The sequence below is a fragment of the Laspinema olomoucense D3b genome (assembly GCF_025370785.1).
In the GTDB taxonomy this organism is placed as follows: domain Bacteria; phylum Cyanobacteriota; class Cyanobacteriia; order Cyanobacteriales; family Laspinemataceae; genus Laspinema; species Laspinema olomoucense.
The window spans coordinates 13,473-35,496 of sequence record NZ_JAMXFA010000056.1 but is presented as its reverse complement, the minus strand read 5'-3'; the positions used below and the strand labels follow the sequence as shown (position 1 = coordinate 35,496).

At 48.1% G+C, this 22,024-nt stretch carries 14 protein-coding genes and 1 other RNA gene; 7 read left to right on the top strand and 8 right to left on the bottom strand.

Features of this window, described 5'->3' with window-relative positions; genetic code table 11:
* Positions 1-805 precede the first annotated feature (805 nt).
* From NG792_RS26445 to NG792_RS26435, 3 genes are all read left to right on the top strand, one after another.
* Entirely contained in the window at positions 806-1,420 is a 615-nt protein-coding gene (locus tag NG792_RS26445; protein ID WP_261237399.1) for a hypothetical protein, read from the top strand.
* 131 nt (positions 1,421-1,551) lie between these two features.
* Entirely contained in the window at positions 1,552-2,496 is a 945-nt protein-coding gene (locus tag NG792_RS26440; RefSeq protein ID WP_261237398.1) for an endo-1,4-beta-xylanase, read from the top strand.
* Complete coding sequence (locus tag NG792_RS26435) at positions 2,493-2,873, top strand: hypothetical protein (protein ID WP_261237396.1); 381 nt, start codon at positions 2,493-2,495, stop codon at positions 2,871-2,873. The genes NG792_RS26440 and NG792_RS26435 overlap by 4 nt, the downstream gene beginning before the upstream one ends.
* 110 nt (positions 2,874-2,983) lie before the next feature.
* On the opposite strand, the gene NG792_RS26430 is transcribed toward NG792_RS26435, so the two are convergent.
* Both NG792_RS26430 and NG792_RS26425 read right to left on the bottom strand, forming a co-directional pair.
* Positions 2,984-5,434 carry an NACHT domain-containing protein gene (locus NG792_RS26430; protein ID WP_261237395.1) on the bottom strand — a complete coding sequence of 817 codons (2,451 nt, stop codon included), beginning with the start codon at positions 5,432-5,434 and terminating at the stop codon, positions 2,984-2,986.
* A gap of 648 nt (positions 5,435-6,082) precedes the next feature.
* Complete coding sequence (locus NG792_RS26425; RefSeq protein ID WP_261237394.1) at positions 6,083-6,205, bottom strand: hypothetical protein; 123 nt, start codon at positions 6,203-6,205, stop codon at positions 6,083-6,085.
* A 138-nt stretch (positions 6,206-6,343) separates the two neighbouring features.
* Here NG792_RS26425 and NG792_RS26420 point away from each other — a divergent pair, with 138 nt between their 5' ends.
* The 3 genes from NG792_RS26420 to NG792_RS26410 all read left to right on the top strand — a co-directional run bounded on the left by NG792_RS26420 (position 6,344) and on the right by NG792_RS26410 (position 13,051).
* A complete protein-coding gene (locus NG792_RS26420; protein ID WP_261237393.1) occupies positions 6,344-10,360 on the top strand; it encodes a PAS domain S-box protein in 4,017 nt (1,338 codons plus the stop codon).
* Entirely contained in the window at positions 10,357-11,265 is a 909-nt protein-coding gene (locus NG792_RS26415) for a response regulator (protein WP_261198681.1), read from the top strand. Before NG792_RS26420 ends, NG792_RS26415 begins: the two co-directional genes overlap by 4 nt.
* Before the next feature lie 1,390 nt (positions 11,266-12,655).
* Positions 12,656-13,051, top strand: coding sequence for a pentapeptide repeat-containing protein (locus NG792_RS26410; protein WP_261198680.1), 396 nt, complete (start codon positions 12,656-12,658; stop codon positions 13,049-13,051).
* Positions 13,052-13,230: 179 nt separating this feature from the next.
* On the opposite strand, the gene nth is transcribed toward NG792_RS26410, so the two are convergent.
* From nth to NG792_RS26390, 4 genes are all read right to left on the bottom strand, one after another.
* Positions 13,231-13,908, bottom strand: a complete 678-nt coding sequence (gene nth, locus NG792_RS26405) for an endonuclease III (RefSeq protein ID WP_261237392.1) — start codon at positions 13,906-13,908, stop codon at positions 13,231-13,233.
* Between the two features lie 144 nt (positions 13,909-14,052).
* Complete coding sequence (gene rseP, locus NG792_RS26400; RefSeq protein ID WP_261198679.1) at positions 14,053-15,141, bottom strand: RIP metalloprotease RseP; 1,089 nt, start codon at positions 15,139-15,141, stop codon at positions 14,053-14,055.
* 362 nt (positions 15,142-15,503) lie between these two features.
* Entirely contained in the window at positions 15,504-16,787 is a 1,284-nt protein-coding gene (gene serS, locus NG792_RS26395) for a serine--tRNA ligase (RefSeq protein WP_261237391.1), read from the bottom strand.
* Between the two features lie 335 nt (positions 16,788-17,122).
* Complete coding sequence (locus NG792_RS26390; protein WP_261237389.1) at positions 17,123-19,348, bottom strand: CBS domain-containing protein; 2,226 nt, start codon at positions 19,346-19,348, stop codon at positions 17,123-17,125.
* 538 nt (positions 19,349-19,886) lie between these two features.
* On the opposite strand from NG792_RS26390, the gene NG792_RS26385 reads away from it, so the two are divergent.
* On the top strand, positions 19,887-20,369 hold the full coding sequence (locus tag NG792_RS26385; protein ID WP_261237388.1) for a 2TM domain-containing protein: 483 nt from the start codon (positions 19,887-19,889) through the stop codon (positions 20,367-20,369).
* Positions 20,370-20,458: 89 nt separating this feature from the next.
* Here NG792_RS26385 and NG792_RS26380 read toward each other — a convergent pair whose 3' ends face one another.
* Together NG792_RS26380 and ssrA are read right to left on the bottom strand one after the other, a co-directional pair.
* Positions 20,459-21,520 carry a hypothetical protein gene (locus NG792_RS26380; protein WP_261237387.1) on the bottom strand — a complete coding sequence of 354 codons (1,062 nt, stop codon included), beginning with the start codon at positions 21,518-21,520 and terminating at the stop codon, positions 20,459-20,461.
* Positions 21,521-21,576: 56 nt separating this feature from the next.
* Positions 21,577-21,967, bottom strand: a transfer-messenger RNA (tmRNA) gene (gene ssrA, locus NG792_RS26375).
* Between the last annotated feature and the right edge of the window lie 57 nt (positions 21,968-22,024).

Genomic DNA, 22,024 nt, shown 5'->3' with positions numbered 1-22,024 from the left:
AAATTTAGTTGATTATGTCACTAATGTCCTCGAAAATCTAGGAAAAGAATATGCAATTAATTTTGCGTAACTGCATAGTAACTATTCCCCACTATCAACATAAAACCCTCCATCGATTCGCCCCTTTCCATAGTTTAGAGAAAGGATCGTACCAGGGAATATTGACCCTAAAAGATAATAGCAAAGTGATAATTTATGCTAAGTCAGTTAATGAGGCTAGGAGCGTCTTATTCAACATTTATAGCGAGATAGACCTTGACTATAGAAACGATTTCAACCCTAAAGTGGGACCTATCGGCAACCCGGATTTTAAGGAAGTCACCGTGTACCCCAAATATGGAAAGTTTTTCTCAAACGGTGCTAGAAAAGTTGCGCCTGATTGGGTCGTGACATATTGAAATAATTTTAAAAAATAATCGTACCTTAACCCCCGATAAGCGGTTGACAAACGGTTAAGCCGGAAAAGATAAAAAGGTCATGTTAATGTCATAAACATAGAGCGAAGCTAGATTTATTGAAGGGTCCCCAAATGAGTGACACCCTTTTAAATCTTGGCAATCCCCTGTTGTCTTGCGATCTTGCCGGTAGCTCACTGATAGCTCACTGATAGCTCACTGACAGCTTGCGGGTAGCTCACCGATAGCTTGCCGGTAGCTCACCGATAGCTTGCCGGTAGCTCACTGATAGTTTGCCGGTAGCTCACTGATAGTTTGCCGGTAGCTCACTGATAGCTTGCCGGTAGATTCCCGATAGCTTGGCAGTAGCTCTATCCCACCAAAACCCAATCAAGCATTAAGGTTAAATTATGGCGTTAAGGCCCGGACCGTTACCCGGTTTTTATGTTGAGGCGATCACCGGGATTGCTAAGGACAAGACCGCAGGGAACCTGAACGATTTTACCAACGAGCGGTGCTATATCAAGGACTGCGTAGCCAAATGGCTAGGCTTAAGCATTGCGACACCTAGAGTGGGGACATTTAGTAACACTGGCACTGGCGGTCAGACGAACGCTGGTAAAGAATTCGCCATCAAGGGTCAAAGAGGGAGTTACCAGTACAAAATTTTACTAATCCCTGGTACCCCCATTCCAGTGCAATATTATGACCCGGCAACTGGAACCCTAAAAGCAGAGTCGATAGCCCGCAACAGTTTCTCGATATCTCTATCTCGAACCATCGGGGTTGCAGAGTTAAGAGCATGGTTGATTAACAAAGTCGGGGCTGATGGGAAAGGAACACTTAATGGTGACGCTGCTAATAAAATTATGGGTTTGGTTACACCCTGGGACCGCAAATATATCTGGCGAACGCCTCTTATTCCTGAGCCAGCTTTTGGGGAGATGAACACTAACGTTTATCTTACTAGCAATAGCAATTCTGTGGGTTCTGGTGGACCTTCTCCAACCCCACCCCCAGGTTAATAGTCATAGGGGATTAATTTTATTTTTAGCCCTATTGTACTCGCGCTTGATTTCTCTTTTCATGATTTATTATGGGGGAAGTCAAGCGCGTTCTTTTGAGATGATAACCCGTTAACTAAAGCATAAAGCTCATGGGATTGAAAAACTGTATCCCGACAGGTTTTTACTTGGGGTGCGCCGAAGAAGTAACCCACCTAAAAACTGATGAATTGCTGCAAGAATTGATAGTAAAAAACTTTAATCTCATTACACCACAGAACGCCCTCAAACTAGGCCGTATCGGAAAGAATCCTCATGACTGGAACTTTGAAGAGTCTGACTGGGTGATAAATTTTGCGCACACTCATAATCTAAGCGTTAGGGGTCACCTAATGACTTGGGCCCGGTCAATTCCTGAGTGGATGAGAGAGATGGAAAGCTACCAATTTTCTCAATTAATCAAAGAATATATTTCTGAAACGATGATAAGATATCCCACCATCAAAAATTGGGATGTTTGCGGAGAAGCTTTTGATGACAACGGGAATATCAGGGATACCATTTTAAGCGCCTTAATTGGACCTCATTGGGTGCGGCAGACTCTAATTTGGGCTAGGGAAGCTAGGCCAGATGCCAGACTTTTTTATTCAGAATATCGGCTACAAGGTTACCGAAAACAAAAAGCTCTTTTGAAATTAATTAATGAGTTGTTAATAGAGGGGAATATTTTAGATGGAATAGGGGTCCAACTTCATCATAATACCCTGGGAGTTCTTAGACTTTTTGGGTTTAAAGATTTCTTGAGAACTCTCACCACTAAAGGGTTAACAATTCACTTTAGTGAGGTTACAGTTTGGGATAAAACCACATTGTCTGAAAATTTTGGTCGCTTATCTCAAGCTGTCGCCTATAGCGAATTATTTCGGTTATGTCGGGATTGTGGATCTGAAGTCTTCAATATCTGGGGAAGTACCGATCGCTACTCATGGCGTCACCCTGAACTTACCCCATTTCTATTCAATAGAGACTATCAACCGAAACCCGCTTATTTTGCAATAAAAGACGCATTATCTCGTTTTAAGGGGATGGGGTCATGAGTTATGACAATGATGCTTACTGGGTCGCTCACGCTCAAATAGACAATGAAATCTCAGACGAGGATTATCTGTCTGGGTTACGGTTGCCTGATATGGTTTTCTCAAGCGATGACCCACACGACACTTTTCGAGTGACAGTTTTCTCGGTTCGGGCTAAGCCTACATGGTGGCTAGGGGGAACTTTAAACCGCTGCATTGGTGCAATTGAGCAAGAGTTAGATTTTGTATCGGGAAGTCAAGTTATTCCCCTCAATGAGATTACCTTAGTCCGGATAGGCGCAGCATCACAAGAGACATATTTTAAATTTAAGCCTCCCTTTTGGTTTCTGCAATGCACCCTCTTGGTAGAACGGTATGAGGTCCCCCCGAGGGAATAGAGGGACCCCTTAAAACTTTCTCGCTCGTATTCTTCTCAGGGGATTCATTCTAGCTGATAAATCAGTCTGCGGCGCATAAACCTGGACTGATTCAAAGCAAGTCAATCAACTTAGGGTATCAGTTTAGCGAAAGGAATAGCACCGTCATTGATTTGAATAAAGTAGTCAGACGAAGAGTTCGAGGCAATTTCGGAGGTTTCAATTTCTCCGACGGGTAAGAGGAGGGTTGCCTCTAGGTGCGATCGCACCACGGAGGAGCAATGGGACTCGCCATGCAGACAATCCACGAGGAGTTGATTGGCTTGATAATACTGGTCCAGTAAAGCTACTTGTCGGGGGGTAAACTGCCAATTGTGGCCGATTTGGCGATGTTCGATGAGCAAGGCGCGAAATTGTTCCGCCCAGCCATGAGCCCGATCGCCCCACCAGGCAATTAAGCGATCGCGACCCTCCCCAGGATCCGGCAGTTGGTCCTTGAGTTCCTGCAATCCTTCGCGCAATTTTGGCTCGTGGGTTAAACTGCGATCGAGGTCCAGAGCAAAACCCAAGGAAAGGATTTGTTTTACATCCGGGTTGCGAGTCAGGCTATAAACCAACTCCAAAGCACGTGCCAACTCCAAATCCAAGGCTAACTCTGGGGCCAAATCCCGGGCTAAACTGGGGTCCAAGGCAAGGGCTAAACCCAGACTGCGATCGCGAAACAGGGTAAAGTAAAATGCCCGCACTGCCGCCGGTTTGTACAATCCTTCCAGTCGTCGGCATTTAGCACTGGTACAGGCTAAAAATTGCTGCAACTTGCCATCGGCAACCAACATTACATCAATTTGTTGCTTCATTGCTTGCAGCAGAGGGTCAGCATTTCTTAACAATTCCGAGGTGAGTAACACCACTTCTCGCCATCGCGGTTCGCAGACATGACTCGCTAATCCTTGTAACTCCTCCTCCAACGCATTTGGATCCGGTGTTGCCGCAATCTGACGAGCGGTAAAATATTCCTGGAAGGTTAAATGGGAAAAGGAATAAATTCCCCTGGCTCGTTCCACTAATAAACCATGTTGAGCTTCGATCGCATCTAGGACCGTGGAACTTTGCGATCGCAAGGTTTCTGGGGCCGTATTGCTTTGGGGCAACGTTGCCAAATAGTCCCCAATATAATGCTCAATTTCCCGCTTTTCAAAAAAGTAATTATTTTCCGTAAATGTGGTGGCCGCAATTTGACTCAACAGTTCTATTTTTCTAGGTAGGGATAAATTGCGATAGACTTCATCTCGTTGAATGCCTCGGGCTTCATCCCATCGCACTAGCAGAATATCTAATCCGGCTTCATAGAGTTTAGAGCGTTTGTTAGGAAAATCTTCTTTCGTCTGAAAAATACTCGCAGTTAGAGTTAACAAAATTGGGGTTACAACTAATTCCCGAATCGGTTGGTTTTCGGGCAGATGTAGCTTTTCTAAAAAGCGTTGGGACAGGAGTAAACCTGCTTCGCGATCGCCACGGGCAGCGACAAACCACTTTTCAGCAAACGCTTCAATTTGTGACCCATCAAAATCAGCTAATTCTACTTCCGTAAACCCCGTGAAGTGGTACTCGCCTCCCCCCAAGCGACAGGTGATCACTACCTGATTTTGATAGTAAATTTCACAAAATTGGTTAATTTCTTGAGCAATTTCTCGGCTGTCGCCTGGTGGGATTTCATCTAATCCATCTAACAGAACCAAGGCATGACCGCCTTGCAGCAAGGTTTCCACCTTAGCCGATTGCAGGCCAAAATTGTTGAAAATTTTAGTAATATAATGGAGGAGGCTGCGATTTCCACTCTGTTTGCTTTCGGTTCTCCAATCCCTAATTTTAATAAAAATAGGAAGTCCTAAAGCGCCGGTTCTAACCTCTGATTTTAGGTGGGTTTCTTCTTGAATACACCCCAGGGCTAGGAATTGTAAAAACGTAGTTTTACCAGCTCCGGGCTTACCCAAAATTAATAACTTAGAATAGGTAGAAACCGCTTGGATTGCCGGAATTTTGGACTGTTGTTCTGAGGCCGAAATGCTACGGTGTACCGGACCCTTAGACTGACGCGTTTGCCTGGGCTGAAATTGGAGGTCCGAGACTTCCAGCCATCGTTGCCGATTCAGTTGTTCCAGAATATTAATCTGGATGTAGATATCATCCAGAGCAACGGGTTGAGACTTATCCAAAAGCCGCAGAGTACCACACTGAGCGCGAATGGGTTCCCTCATGCGCGATCGCACTGCCGTGACTAAGGCGGTGATATCTTCTTCAATGGGTGGATCTAACCCCGGATTAGCATTGGTTTTGGGAGGCTCTGGGGTAACATCACTGGGTAAATCGGCAATGTCCTGCCAATCCAAGTCTAATTTGTGGCAAATTTCCATAAAAATCGCCCGGTCAATAGGCCGTCCGGTCAAAAACTTCCAAATAGACTGACGGGTTTCTAACCCCACTTCAGATGCCAAATCTTGTTGGGTCCAGCCACTTCTTTCAAACGCAGCTTTGGCCTTAAGCTTTCCCGTTTCGGAAGTCTTCAGTGAGCGTTTTTTCATGGGTATAATCCAGTTTATTTAAGCAGTTATTTTGTGGGTTGTAAATACCAAGGAGGCTATCCACCCAGGGGGAAAATTGTTTTGGGTTAACAGTGGTAAAGGGAATGAGCTGACTCCATCAAAGCAGGAATTTCTATTAATAATGGCTTCCTGAATCGAGCTGCAATCGGCTAGAAAAAGCAGAGGCAATATCAGCTATTTATAATATTGGGGGCAGCAGGTTTCCCGTGCAGCGATCGCGGCTGCCGATGTTGGGGGATCTTCCTCCTGTCACCCTGACGATCCCTGACAGCAACAAGTGGTGATGACTTCTTGACCCCGAGGCGATCGCCGACTCACCGTGGAATGAGGGAAATCACCTTTAATTTCAAACTCAGACTCGGGGAATAAAGAAGTCTCGGGAACATTTTTTTCCCTGGAGTTTTGAATAATTCAATCCCTGCAGGCGGGGTTAAACCCCTATTATACAAGAAGTTGGCCCCCCTGGGGGAGATAGGGGGGATAGGGGGGATAGGGGGGATGGGGGGGATAGGGGGGATAGGGGAGATAGGGGGGATAGGGGGGATGGGGAAGTGATGCTTATGACTTGGCTTTTCAGCGGAGTCATACCCCTTTGGAGGCTCTGCCTCCAGTCCACCAACCAGGCACTTAAGCTCCCCCATCTCCCCATCCCCCCCCATCTCCCCCATCCCCCCCATCTCCCCCATCCCCCCCATCTTCCCCATCTCCCCCATCTTCCCCATCTCCCCCATCCCCCCCCATCTTCCCCATCTCCCCCATCTCCCCCATCTTCCCCATCCCCCCCATCTTCCCCATCCCCCCCATCTTCCCCATCTCCCCCATCTCCCCCATCTCCCCCATCTTCCCTCACCGCTTTATGATGAGAGAAAGAAAGCAGAACAGCAGGCTATGCAGTTGATAGGGATTTTCTGTGGGTTGATTGTGGGTGCGATCGCGGGGTATCTGTGGTCAAAAAGGATGCCGTGGGTTAGAGAAAGGGACCCGGAGGCGATCGCATCGTTGCCGGAAAAAACTATGCCGGTTGCACCTGAGCAATTGCACCCCCGAGTTACCCAGAGGGAAATTCTCTACCGGCGGATATTTGAGGAAAATCCGGCAGTGCAATTGATCACGGACTCCGAAACCGGGATGATTCTAGATGCGAATGTCGCCGCCGCTGAGTTTTATGGGTATGGGATTGAAGTCTTAAAGCAATTTAAACTGGAGGAACTTACTTCCGTGGGCGATCGCAAAGGGGCGATCGCCTCCGAGGAAGGGAGGGAGGAGGTTCCCGAGGGCAGTCCCCTCGTTGGCGGAAATCAACAATCCTGGGAAATCCAAACAAAACGGATTAATGTCGATGAAGTTGGGGTAAATCTCAGCACTCTTCAAGACATCACCCCTAGACAACAAATGGAAGCACTCCAACAACGCGAAGAACGATATCGCTGTTTGGTTGCCGCCACTTGTGAAGGAATTATCTTGCACGATCGCGGGTTCATTATAGATGTGAACCGGGTTTTGGCTCAGATGCTTGGGTATGAAAAAGAAGAACTTATTGGAACCCCCGGTGTAGCATTAGTGACCCCAGAGTATCGGGAAATCGTCGCTCAGAACATTGAAAACCAGAGCGATCGCCCCTATCTCGTTGTCGCACTCCGGAAAGATGGCTCAACATTTCCCGCTGAATTGCACCCGAAAATGATTGACTATCAAAACCGCCTCGTTCGGGTTGTGACAGTTCGGGACATCACGGAACGCAACCAGGTAGAGGAAGAACTGAGACAAGCGCGAGATCAACTGCGTGCTGTCTTAGATTCAGTCCCCGGTAGCATCGCTTGGATTGATTCTAATTTGACCTATCTGGGGATTAACCGCTATCTAGCGCGTTCCTTCAATATTCAACCGGAAACCTTTATCGGAAAAACGATGGGTTTTCTGGAACCGGAAACCGAAATTCGAGATTTTGTCCAGGACTTTTTCCACAGTGGCGACTCAGAAACCTCTGTGGAAATGGAATGGGAAGTGGATGGACTTCCCTGGCATTATTTAGTCGTGGCACAAAAATATCTTGGGGGTAAAGCTGCGGTTTTTGCAGGATTTGACCTCACTTGGCGCAAGCAAGCGGAACGAGAATTGCGCTTTAGTGAAGCGAGTATTCGGGCTTTATATGAAGTCAGCGCGGATCCGACCCTGAGTTTTGAGCAGCGTTTGCAGCGATTATTAGAACTGGGGTGCGAGTGGTTTGAGCTAGAGATGGGACTGTTAGGGCAGTTGGTGGGCGATCGCCTGGAAGTGATTGCTGCTCATCCCTCGACTTGTGCCATTGTTTCAGGGACGGTTTTTACCGGCGATCGCCCCGGGAGTGAGGGGTTGCTCAATGCGATTCAGTCCCCTGTAGAGACTGAGGGGGAATCAGACTCCCCTTCTCCCACGGACCCGATCCAGGCTTATTTCGGCACCTCCGTCACCGTTGCCGGTCAAGTTTATGGTCCCCTGAGCTTTTCTAGTCCCCATCCCCGTCGCCGTCCCTTTAGTGCAGTAGAACAAGAATTACTCAAATTAATGGCGCAGTGGATTGGGGGGGAACTGGAACGACAACAGGCAGCAACGGCCCTCGCCCAAGCTTTTCATCGCAGTCTACTCCTGCGACAAATCACCCAGAAAATTCGCCAGAGTTTGGACACGCACCAAATTTTACAAACTACGGCAACGCAACTGGGACGAGCATTGGAGGTGGATCGCTGTTTGCTGCATCGCTATCAAATCTTACCCGAGGCGCAATTGTACTGTGTGACGGAGTATTTGACTCCTGGGGTGAGTTCCCTGTTAAATTTAGAAATTCCGATTCGGGGCAATCCTTTGGCTGAACGCTTAATTGCTCAGGACCGGGCGATCGCCATTGATGATATGCAGGAGAACGCGCTGGGCTCCTGGATTTGTCCCTTGTTTGAACAAGTCGGCGTGCGATCGCTGATGGCAATTCGTACCTCCTATCAAGGAGAGCCCAATGGGGCGATCGCCTTGCAACAATGCCAAGGATTGCGACAGTGGCGCGAAGATGAAATCGAACTCCTCGAAGCGGTGGCAGATCAAGTCGGGATTGCCTTAGCACAAGCGGAGTTACTCGAACGAGAAACCCAGCAGCGTCAACAACTCGCCCAACAAAATCTCGCCCTTGATCGCGCCAAACAGTTAGCAGAGGTCGCTAATCAAGCCAAAAGCGAGTTTTTGGCCATGATGAGTCATGAAATCCGCACCCCCATCAATGGGGTGATCGGCATGACGGACCTCCTCCTCGATACTGTCCAGACGCAACAACAAAGACAGTGGACGGAAACGATTCGCAACAGCAGCGAGAGTTTATTACGGATTATTAACGATATTCTGGACCTGTCGAAAATAGAGTCCGGTAAATTGGAATTTGACGAACGACCCTTTTCCTTGCCGGATTGTATCGCTAGGGCCGTGAGCGTCCTGGCGTCCCAAGCGACTGCCCGAGGGATCCGTCTCGTCACCCAAATTAACCCGGAGACTCCTTCGCAGATTATGGGCGATCGCACCCGACTCCAGCAAATTTTGGTCAATCTCCTGGGGAATGCAGTCAAATTCACCGAAGTTGGGGAGGCGATCGTCTCCGTGAGTGCCTCTCCTCTCCCCGAGGACCTCGTTGCCACAGACAATCGGCAATCTTGCCGCTATCGAATTCAATTCCAGGTTCAAGATACAGGCATCGGCATTCCCCCAGAAGGAATGCACCGCCTGTTTGAATCGTTTTCCCAAGTGGATCTGTCTACCTCGCGACGCTATGGCGGTACCGGATTGGGTTTAGCCATCAGCAAACGCTTATGTGAATCAATGGGGGGTCAGATGTGGGTGGAAAGTATGGGACATTGTGGGGGAAATCCTCCCGAAAATTGGCGGGTGCAGCCTTATTCCTCGGACTGTGAGTTTCCCGGTTCTACGTTTTACTTTACGATTGTGACCCTCGCTTGTCCTCATGCTCAGATTGAAAAAAGTCCCCCCTTAGAAAGGTCGGAGAGGTTCAATCCCGTTCCTCCTCGTGCGGTTGTCTCAGAATCCTCCCCGCCACGACTGCCTTTACGGATTCTCTTAGCAGAAGACAATCCCGTGAATCAAGAAGTGGCGATGCGGACCTTGGAAAAGATTGGGTATCGCGCCGATTTAGTGCAAAATGGACTCGAAGCCCTGGAAGCCTTGCGCCGTCAACCTTATGATGTGGTGTTAATGGATATTGAGATGCCGCAGATGGACGGATTGACCGCAACGAGGCAGATTCGCGAGGAATGGCAAAACCGCCCGGAACCTGCGCCGAAAATTATTGCAATTACGGCTTATGCAATGGAGGGCGATCGCCAAAAATGCTTTGCCGCCGGGATGGATGCTTATATTACCAAACCCTTTCGCATCAAGGCTTTGGCCAGCGCTTTGGAGCAGATTCAATCCGGTGCAACCCCAACCGACTCGGGGGATCAGATGCAGTCTACCTTTGTTAGTGACCATTTGTTTGGTTCTCATCTTCTACCCCCCCGAAATCAAGAGGGTGAAGCGGTCCTCGATCGCCAAATTCTCGATTCTTTACGGGATATGGCAGGTCCCAAAGCGGCAGCGATGTTGTCTCTGATTATCGGCAACTATCTCGAAGATGCACCAGAAAAACTGCAAGAAATACGAGAGGCAGTGGCGCAAGGTAATCCGGAAGGGTTGCGTCAAGCGGCACATTCCATGCGATCGAGTAGTGCAAATCTCGGTGCTCTTACTCTTGCTAATCTCTTGAAAGAGTTAGAGAATTTAGGTCGGGCGGGGACTACTGCCACTGCACAGACGCTCCTCAACCCGGTGGAAAAGGAGTATGAGAACGTGATTAAAGCTTTGGAACTCGAACGGAAACAGAATAATTCATGACTCCTACTGGTGAAGATAATTCCCCGTTAATTTTGCTGGCTGATGATGATCGCTCTATGCGATCGCTCCTGCGTCTGGCAATGGAAGAAGAAGGATATACCGTCGCTGATGCAAAAAATGGTGAACAATGTTTGGCCGAATTTAAACGACTGCAACCGGATATGGTTCTGCTGGATGCGGTGATGCCAGTTATGGATGGGTTCACCTGTTGCCATCAGTTACGCAGTCTGCCTGGAGGAGAGCATACTCCAGTTCTGATGATTACCGTGCTCGATGATGCGGATTCCGTCGATCGCGCCTTTGAAGCTGGGGCCACGGATTATGTGACGAAACCTCTCCATTGGGCTGTCTTGCGTCAACGTGTCAGTCGTCTATTACAGGCGTCTCAATCTCTACAACAAGTGACGCAAGTCTCTCAGGTATTGGATCAGGTGAGTCTGAGGGAACGACTTTTTCGCTATCTGGGAGCCAGTCTGACCCAGTGTTTACCCCAGGAGGAAATCCTCTCCGGTTCGCTTTCTCAGTTACGAGGGTTGTTAGGTGTGGATCGGGTGGCCCTGTGCGATCGCCAGGGAACCTGTCTCATAGACTCTGTGGCAAGTGAAGCAATGTCCCGGGCGAAATCTTCCTTACAACAGACGGAGTTTTACCGGCGGTTGCAATCCGGGGAGGCCGTTGCCTTTGCTGATCTACAAACGGCAGTCAATGAAGAGGCGATCGGCTATTTTACGGCGTTGAATATCAAAGCGGCCCTCCTTGTCCCCTTTCCCCCAGGGGAACAATGGCAAGGGGTCCTCACGGTCTATCATTCCCAGGGGCGATCGTGGGACCCCGCCGAGGTCGAATTCCTCAGCGAGTTCTCTACCCTACTCAACCGGGTGATCTCTATCCCCTATGAAGCCTAAACAGGCAGGCCCCCATCGTTTGAAGTTCTGAAGTAACGAGTTCAGTCGTTACTTCAGAAAACTCTCAATCCTCCCTCGGCAATTCAGGCCCCTAAACTGGACCCTCCAGGCTGGTCCCACTTCAATGATTTTGGGGGAAATTAAAACATTTTGCCTAAGTCAAACAAAATTTTTCAAAGTTATACACAAGTTGAACAGTTCGCAAACGCGATCGCAAACATCGATAGACAATACTAAGGATAAGCAACGGTTGAGGGCAAAGGGTAGCGAGGCTCCGCAGCCTCGATACCCACTTTAAAACTTCCTTCCCTGAATTAACACATTGTCGGGGAGTCAAGGAGTATCTACAAATCAAATTGGCTCCTTCCGGCATGACCTTTGAGGTCCAAACCACTATTCCAGACCCGATCTCGGACCAGGCACGGTCCAAACCACTATTCAAGACCCCATTGAGGACCAGGCACGGTCCAAACCACTATTCCAGACCCGTTGAGGACCAGGCACGGTCCAAACCACTATTCAAGACCCCATTGAGGACCAGCCACGGTCCAAACCACTATTCCAGACCCTATTCTGAACGTTCTCATACCCACCACATGGCAAGGGTACCCCGGATTTTTTCCCAATAGCCGGGGAAATACAACCCCTTAGATCAAGTCCTTTCCTGGGACCGGGCCAACGGAAGCCCACAATTAAAGCAAAACCTCTACAATCTTCTGGGTTAAATCTATGGATCCTCTAACCTTGACCCCTAGCCCCCCTACAAAAGAAAAGGTTGGGACACAAACGTGCCCCAAACCGCAAAACCACTATTCTAATGTACCCATATCCACTGTAACTCTAATCGGTGGAGAGTTGCAAGATGAATTTATATAATTTTCAAATTTCTGGCAAATTTTTTCCTCCGCCTACGGAAATCGGTGACCCTGAAAGGTCTGCAAAGTTCGCCTGGACCCGATGCAAACTCCGCCGGATGGTCCAGGTTCCCTACCCTGAACCTAGTTGCTCTTTCCAAGCTCATGGAGTGAGTGAGCGGCTTTTGCGGGTTGTCAAGGTCCCTTATCCCCAGCCTGAACAGGACTTACCTGAGGCATCTGCTCCGGATCCACTTGAGCAACCGGGAGAGTCTGGCCCAGGATGGGAGCCAGTTAGGCCCTGGGGAAATTCCGATTCCCACTGTAGTGAACCTCTTTCTAGATCCACCGTTGAGATAGGGGCTTCTCGAATGCAGCGGGACCCTTCAAGGCACCAAAAGGGCGATCGCCAACCCCTTTTTTTTTCCACCCCAGGCTGAAAACCCCACCCCACTCCGGGTGCTGACTCGTCCCAATCCGATTTGAGAGCCTATTGAAGACAGACTTACAGTGAATTATTAATAAAAATTAAAATTATGAAAACTGCTAAAACTCAACTTGAAGAAAGTTTTACCTCAAATCTTCCTCAATTTCCAGTTAATCCATCAGAAAAGCCGGAGAACTTCACATACAACTCAAATTTTGCCAATGCCATCCTCAAAGGGGTTGTCTTTACGGGAGCAAATTTGAAAAGGGCTAATTTGATTGGCACTAATTTATCGGGAGCAGATTTGCAAGGCGCAGATTTGCAGGGAGCGAATTTGTCTGAATCAAAGCTTTGTAATGCCAATTTAAGTGGGGCAAATTTAACGAATGCCAATTTAAGTGGGGCTGATTTGAGGGGGGCCGATTTAACCGGGGCAATTATGCCTGACGGAACGGTTTATGACCCCAAACACCATTTTCCATCCTTGCCTCAAGAGGAAGTTTGAGAAGATTTTCTGTCCATAACCGGGAATTAATTCAAGTTATGGGTAGGAACTTAAAGAATGAGTAAAGTCGTTACTACAACGGGGAAAAAAGAGTTTCTTTGTGGGTAGTAACGACTTTAGTCGTTTTTTTCTTCTGGGAATAATCACCTGGAATCAATGAGTCTTAGTGCTGGAGAAAACTACCCCAATACATCAGTAAGCAGACTGACATCGGCTGCTGGACATAAATCCGCTAACTCACAGCGATCGCAAGCGGGTTTTTTTGCGGTACAAACTGCTCTTCCATGATAAATCAGCCGAATCGACCAATTTTCCCAATCTTCCTGGGGAAGTAAGCGAATTAAATCCCGTTCTATCTTTACCGGATCTATATTTTCCGTCAATCCTAACCGATTGGATAACCGCTTCACATGGGTATCCACCGTCACCCCTTGATTAATCCCATAAGCATTTGCTAGGACAACATTAGCCGTTTTTCGCGCAACTCCGGGCAACTCCAGGAGCAATTCCATCCGTTTTGGCACTTGATGCTTGTGTTTTTCCACGATCGCCCGACAAGCACCTTGAATATTTTTCGCCTTATTCCGATAAAACCCTGTGGAACGAATTAACTGTTCTAACTCCTCAATATCCGCACCGGCGATCGCCTGTGCATCCGGAAACCGTCGAAACAACTCCGGAGTCACCTGATTCACCCGCTCATCGGTACATTGTGCCGATAAAATAGTCGCCACCAATAACTGCACCGGCGTCTCATAATTTAGCGTACAGTCCGCCTCTGGATACAATCTCTTCAGCCGAATTAAAATCTCGATCGCCCGTTGCTTAGTCGCCGCCCATTTCCGAGTAATATTCATAGTAAAAAAGTGCCGAACTAATGAAGGATGACGCCCTGATTAAACCTCCTGCATACATCTCTTAAGCCCCCCTTATTAAGGGGGGTTGGGGGGATCTATCTTGAACTTTGCAAGAGATCTAGGGTCGTTCATCCTTCATTACTTTTATTGAAATAACTGTTGGACCCAACCTAAATTGGCCGTATCCCGAACAATCAGGAAAATCCCCAAACCCAACAGCAACATTAACCCGGTTTGCATCACCCCATCTTGAATATGAGTCGGCAACGGTTTACCGCGCAATCCTTCAATTAACAAAAATGCCAACTGACCGCCATCGAGGGCCGGAAGCGGCAAAATGTTAATAATCGCTAGGTTAACGCTAATTAATGCCGCAAATCGGAACAGATTTCCCGCATCAGACTTGGCAATATTCGCCCCGATCGCCACAATTGCCACCGGACCCGACACTTGATCCGCCGTTTCTCGGAAATTGCGAATTAACTGTCCAAATCCTTGCACCGTCAAAACCGTAATCCGTTGAAACTCCACTGCACCTTCCCCAAACGCTGCCGGGATACTCTCGGCGCGGTGGCGAATCAGGGTGCCGTGAGGAGCCAATTGCACGCCAATAATCCCTTTTCCGCTTTCATCTCGTTCCGGGGAAATCGGTACCGTAAAGGTTTCATCCTGCCGCTGCACCTGCAGTTCCAGAACTTGCTCAGGATGGGTTTGGATAATCTCCATCAAGGATCGCACCGCTTGTGCAGAAGCGTCTAATTCCTCTCCACCGGCTTGCAATATAATATCTTCGGCCTGAATCCCCGCCCGATGAGCAGCAGTCTCCTCGGACATCACCTGGGCAATTTTTACCCCGGGTTGATAGTCAAAGTCTTGCACCCCCACCGTTGCCACCTGTCCGACTAACAGCAGATAGGCAAAGATTAGGTTGGCGATGACCCCAGCACTAATTACGATCGCCCGGTCCAGGATCGGGCGATTACGCAGCAAATTCGGGTCATCGGGCGGAATCTCGCTCTCGGGATCATCATCGGGAAAGCCAACATAGCCCCCCAAAGGAATCCCGCGTAGGGCATATTCGGTTTCTGCGCCTTGGTATTTCCATAAAATGGGCCCAAATCCGATTGAGAAACGATTAACGTGAATGCCCTGTAATCGGGCTGCCATGAAGTGTCCCAGTTCGTGGACGAAAATAAGCATCGCCAGAACCGCGATCGCTGCCAATACTGACATTACAAACCCCAGTTAAACTCTGTTACTATCACAGACTGGCTCAATGAACCCGTCTTAACTAATGATGGGGACTTACGCAGTCCCTCAGTCCGACTGGAGATTATGCGTAAGTCCTGACTTATTGTTATTTTAGGCTGACCCGTCGGTTTCTGGGGATGGGGAGGATGGGGAGGATGGGGAGGATGGGGAGGATGGGGAGGATGGGGGAGATGGGGAGGATGGGGAGGAAACGACAGCAAGTCGTGACGTTGAAAGGGGGATAACGACTTTAGTCAATCTCCCCTATCTCCCCCATCCCCCCTATCTCCCCTATCTCCCCTATCCTCCCCATCTCCCCCATCTCCCCCATCTCCCCCATCTCCTTACAAGACTGTTTTCCCTCCGAGATAGGGTTGCAGCACTTCGGGAATGCGAATCGTGCCGTCTGCATCTTGATAGTTTTCTAAAATCGCTGCCATTGTCCGCCCCACAGCCAAACCGGATCCATTCAAGGTATGGACAAATTGAGTCCCCTTTTTACCCGCTTCTTTGAACCGAATGGAGGCGCGTCTAGCTTGGAAATCACCACAATTAGAACAACTAGAAATCTCCCGATACTTGCCCGAAGAGGGTAACCACACCTCTAAGTCGTAGCACTTTTGCGCCCCAAAGCCGAGGTCTCCTGTGCAGAGTTCCAATACCCGATACGGCAGTTGCAACGCTTGCAGAATCGCTTCGGCATCCTGGACTAGGGCTTGATGTTCATCCTCCGAGGTCTCTGGGGCCACGATTTTGACCAGTTCCACCTTATTAAACTGATGCAGTCGAATTAATCCTCGGGTATCTTTGCCATAAGCCCCCGCTTCCCGGCGAAAACAAGGGGTATAGGCACAGTGATTAATGGGTAAGTTTTCCGGTGCAAGAATATCATCGCGATAGAGGTTGGTTACCGGCACTTCGGCGGTGGGGGCCAGCCAGAGGTCATCCTCACTACATTGAAAGCTTTCTTCGGAAAATTTGGGAAGTTGGCCGGTCCCACGCAGGGAGGTGCTATTAATGAGAACCGGCGGCATGACTTCTATATAACCGTGGCGAATGTGGCGATCGAGCATAAAGCTAATTAGGGCTCGTTCTAAGGCGGCACCGGCCCCGATTAGGCTGATAAAGCGACTCTGGGCGATTTTTACTCCCCGTTCAAAGTCGATAATCCCCATTTGTTCGCCAATTTCCCAGTGGGGGCGAATTTGGTCATGTTTCGGTAGGTATTCGTCACCCCAGCGCCGCACTTCGACGTTTTCGGTTTCGCTTTTCCCCACTGGGGTGGATTCGCTGGGGAGGTTGGGGAGGTTTAAGAGGAGGTTGTCGAGTTCGGCTTTGAGTTCTCTTTCTCGGGGTTCGAGTTCGCTGAGTTGCGCTTTGAGTTGGTTGCCTTCTTCTTTTAAGGTTTGAATGGCGGGGTCATCGGGCTTGCTGCCGGATTTCATTTGTTGACCGATCAGCTTGCCGATTTCGTTACTGCGGGCTTGAAGAAGCGATCGCTGGGTCTCTAATTCTCGCCCGGTGCGATCTAAGTCTAATATGGGCTGTAAATCATAACCTTCCCCTCGCCGATTTAGGCGTTCCTGAATGGTTTGTGGATTTTCCCGGATTTGCTTAATATCGAGCACGAATGTTCCTCTGTTTTGGCGCGTCAGTTTTGGTTACGATAGTCTAGCAGGCGGTCGGCTGGGGAGGCAGTCACCCCAGTTCCCCAATTCCTGCTTGAATGCGGACGTTGAACCGTTAGGTTCAGGCATTTTCTAATAAGTTTTATATCTTATCATTGCTGATTCAAGGATTAAAATGATTTAAACTTGAGGAGAATCCACTGATTCTGTGAGCTGGGGTTCAAAACAGTTCAAAGCCCTTGATTATATCATGGGTTGTCTTGGCCTCCTTGACCTCTTCCGGGGAAGTTTGAACGATTAAGCAGTGGCCGTCTTAGCACTTAAGAGTCTGGGGATTAGAGGTTTGGGCTAGGGGCATCAAACAAGGGCGGTTCATAATGGGGTTGAAAAGGGGGAATTTCAATCATAAATTCGGTGCCATGTCCGGGGGTGGAATAGCAATGCAATCGTCCTTTATGTTTTTCGACGACTATTTGATAACTAATGGACAATCCTAACCCGGTGGCACTGCCGACGGGTTTGGTGGTAAAAAATGGTTCAAATAAGCGACGACGGACAGTTTCGGTCATGCCTGGACCATTATCTGCAATGGAGATGCTAATGCGATCGCCTTCGTCAACTTGGGTGCGAATCCGGATGGTGGGGGATGTGGCGGGGATGGCGGATAAGGGCGATCGCCAAGGTACTTTGCCATTCGCTCGCTCGTTGTCGCTATGTCCCATATCCAGAGCATCGATCGCGTTGGTGATAATATTCATAAATACTTGGTTGAGTGGACCAACATAGCAATCCACTTTAGGCAAATTTCCATACTCTTTTAGGATAACAATTTCTCGTCGTCCTGCATGGGCTTTGAGCCGATGTTGTAAAATTAACAGGGTACTATCCAGCCCTTCATGAATATCGACCCGCTTGCGATCGGCTTCGTCGAGGCGAGAAAAGTTGCGTAAAGATAAGACAATTGACCGGATGCGATCGGCTCCAATCTGCATGGAAGCAATCATTTTAGGGAGGTCAGTCACCAAAAAATCTAAATCGATATCTTCGATTTTATCTTCAATTTCAGGAACAGTTTGATTGAAATGATTTTGATACAAATCAATCAATTCCAAGAGGTCTTGAATGTACTGAGTTGCATGGGACAGGTTTCCATAGATAAAGTTAACGGGGTTGTTAATTTCATGGGCAACCCCAGCGACTAATTGTCCCAGGCTGGACATTTTTTCGGCCTGGATGAGTTGGAATTGGGTTTGTTGTAGCGATCGCATGGCAGCTTCTAATTCGTGGGCTTGCTGTCGCAACTGGCCTTCTGACTCGCGCAAGGCGGCTTCAACTCGTTGGCGATCGCGGATATCTTGTTGCAGTTGGGCGTTAGTGGCTCGAAGTTCCGCTGTGCGTTCTTCTACCAATTTTTGTAAATTATCATGGGCTTTTTGTAAGGCAATTTCGGCCCGTTTGCGCTCCTCAATTTCCCGTTGTAATTGTTCGTTAGCTTCTTTTAACTCTTTGGTGCGATTTTCAACAACTTCCTGTAATGTTTCAATTGCCCCATACATTTCTGTGGGATGTAAGGCTTGCAATAAACTGGTTTGAGAAACCAATCCTAAGAGATATCCTTCGGCGCTCGATACTACTAACCGGCGTACTCGTCGGCGCTGCATTTCTTCATGGGCAAACCAGACGGAATCCTGGGGACTGAGGGAAAATAAAGGGGAACTCATGACATCTTTTGCCTGCATTTTGCCTAAGTCCAGTTGCAGGGCTTGAAATTGGACTAAATCTCGTTCCGTGACAATTCCTACGGGAATTTTTGCCGGGGGGTGGGTGGTGTCTGTGTTGAGGGAGTCTTGACAAATGACGACGCAACTTACCCGGCGATCGGCCATTAATTTAGCTAATTCAAGCACCGAAGCGTGGATGGGGGCTTGAATCACGTTAGGGCTCATGATGTCTTTAACTTCTCGTAACTGCGTTAAAAGACGCACAGGTTGGAGGGCTTGTCGAATGGTTTCGGGGGTGAGAATTCCTAAGATATAGCCCTGATGGTCAATCAGGGGAAGGTGGCGAATTTGATGCTGTCTAAAAACTGACAAGATGGTGAAAATATCATGGGATTGAGATTCGGTGAGAGTAACCACAGGAAAGGTCATGACATCGGAGACTTTGACGGTTTTTAAATTTACTCCGGCAGCGGTCATTTTCACGATATCCCGTTCGGTAAAAATCCCCACTTTACTAGCAAGAATTCGCTCTGGGCGATCGGGGATTTTTCCGGTATCTCGAATCGCATTCAGTTGTTCCGAAACGGTCGGTGCTCCTTGTAGAACTAGGACACAACTCGCCCTCACGGAATCCCAGATATTGGTTTGAATGGAGTCAGTGGGGGAAGGCAAGGGACAGCTACTTCTAACATGACTCATCAAGGCGAGGACTTCTTCGAGAGATGTTTCCGGGGAAACGATGGGTGGGTTGGGGTCAATTGCCCGTTCCAGGGCAGCGGAATACATCAGAGAATGATTGATGGACATGGAAGGGTTAGCAGGGTGAGAGGGTTCAGACATTGTTAAGGGTTAGGGCCAGCTTCAATCGTTTTTTTAAAGTTAAGATCACCGATTAGAGGGGATGAGTCTGAGGCAGTTTCTGTCAGTCTTACAGAAAAACTGGGGAGGATCTGCCGAAGGGTTGGAAGTGGTCAGGAATTAGCAATTGGAAAAAAATGTTAAATTGGATGGTTTTATTTTAGGCGTTTATGCAGCGATCGCGGGTGGATTTCCGTATGGGGGATGCGATCGCGCTTTGGACTATTTTTATTCCAGTTCTAGACCCGGACCTCTGGGTAGGGAGCAAATAAATCACCTAAAAAGCCCGGTTTTGGCACTAATTTGTTCCTAATTAGCTAAATTTTGTGCAAGCTCCAGGTCCTAACCGATCCGGTACTGATGCTCTAGGACACCCTGGCGATCGCCATGATCCCCAGTTTCACAGGGGAGTCATCCGTACTCAGAAAAAGGCCCGTTCCGCTTTGAGATTCGCTACAATAACAGGAAAAAGAGTTTTGAGAATTCTCTGATCCGATTCCTCCTATCGAGACTAACTGCGATGCCTGAATCTTACACCCAAGAAGCCGTTCAGCAAATCTTACACCTGGCGATCGCCCGCCAAACCGAATCCGAAGAGTTTTCCCGAGTTCAACTGGTAGAAATTGCCAAAGAACTCGGCATTCCCCCACAAAATATTGCCCATGCTGAACAAGAATGGCTGCTTAACCAAGGTCAACTGAAAGAACGGCGTAGTTTTGACCTTTATCGCCAGACTAAGTTTAAAAATAATCTCGTTCGTTATGGGATTGCTAACTCATTTTTGGTCGTCTTGAATCTCCTGACGGCGCACACCCTGACCTGGAGTTTGCCGATTCTATTTCTGTGGGGATTGTTCCTTGCCCTGAAAGGATGGAAAACTTATCAACTGACTGGAGAAGACTATGATAAGGCATTTGCCGCTTGGCGATTGAAGCAGCAAATTGGACAAACCATCCATACCACCTTAAACAAATGGCTCAAACCCCAACAAGGACTTTTGTAGATGCTTTCCAAGGTGGCTCAAGGCCGAGTTTTAGCGGGTGGGTAATTCCCACCCAATTTTCTTTTTAGGAAAAAATTATAAAGAGTAGGTTAGGGGAACGGTCCTTGAATTTGGGAATTAAGCAGTGGTATCGTTTTGTACTCCGCTTGACGACGATATTTTACCACAGCCGCACAAAATTCCCACAATTGTTCTTCCTCAAAATCCCGCTTGGCATAATTCGCTATCACCGACACAAACTGAACATTTCCCAATCGATATCCCTGGGTTGAATCAATTCGGTCTAAACTTGCCCTTCGAGGATGGCGATCGCACCGTAACCTCCCATTCGTAGTCGGAGGATTCTCCAATTCCCATCCCGTATAAACACATCGTCCCCCCTGCCTTTCCCACAATTGCTTTAAATCTTCCAAAGTCAGACTGCATTCCCGTCCCTTCATCCGAGCGTGCATTCGAGCTAAATTCAAATGCTGCCGAAACGGAGAATAGCTGTCAATTCGGGGACCGCGCCTGGGAGAATCCCAAGTAACAGGATTCAATTGAGCGAGGAATTCTAATTCCCTATCTTGTCCCCTTGGAATTTTATCGAACCCCCTCTCTTGACGGTGATAATTTTGATAAACGGCCTCACAAAAATCAAAGAGTTCTGTTTCCCTAAAACAATTTTTAGCTAAATTCGCCATCACTGCCACAAATTGGATATTATCCAGACTGTAGCCTTTCGAGGAATCAATCCGGTCTACACTCGCTCGATTTGTTGTTAAAGGACGGGATTGGTAGTCTGTGGTGCAAGGGAACAGCACCAACTCCCATCCAGTATAAGGGCAAATTCCGCCTTGGTTGTGCCAAATTTGCTTGAGGTCTTGTAAAGTAACAGAAGCCTCTATCGTGCGCTGCTTAACGGATTTTCTGATAATTTTTAAAGGATGACGAAAGGGAGAAAATTCGTCTTGTTCTGTTCCTTTTTTTAAATGTGCTGTCGTTCTTTTTCCCTTTAGCTGTGCAACCCCTTTAGATTGTCCATAGCAGCTTAAGCAGCAAAAATGCTGTCTACCCAGCTTTTCACTACGTTTAAACTCCGCTAAAGGCTTGGTAAATTCCTGTCCACATTGGGGGTTTTCACAGATAACAATTGCTGTTTTAGAGTTCATAAAAAATCAACCCACCCTTTACATGATTGTATCGGATGGGTTGATTTTTTTAATAACCATGGAGCCGAGCAGAATCGAACTGCTGTCTAGCAGAGGTATTCACCTACCGCTCATTCACAGGCGTAGCCCATTTAACCCTCTGGGCGGGGACCATCCATTATCCCGGATGACAGGATACTCAGGTTGAGTCTTAACTAGCAAGTAACCAGAGAAACCTTACTAGAGCATCCGTTGAGGGTTTGTCCGTAGCCTTTAACGGAGTCAAGCTACAGACCGCTCAAACCTGCTAGAGGTTATTAGGCAGCAACAGTGGCCGCTTTACGAGCGAAAGGAACGATATTGTTCGCATTTACTTTTTTTTTGAGTTGGGGATTGACGAGAGACAACTCACTCTCGGCCTGAATCACGGAGCAGCTTTCACTCCACTATCGAAACCAGTACGGCCCCGTGTCTTCTTCTATTATAATCAAAAATTTGGGGATGACAACAGGTTTAATCCATTAA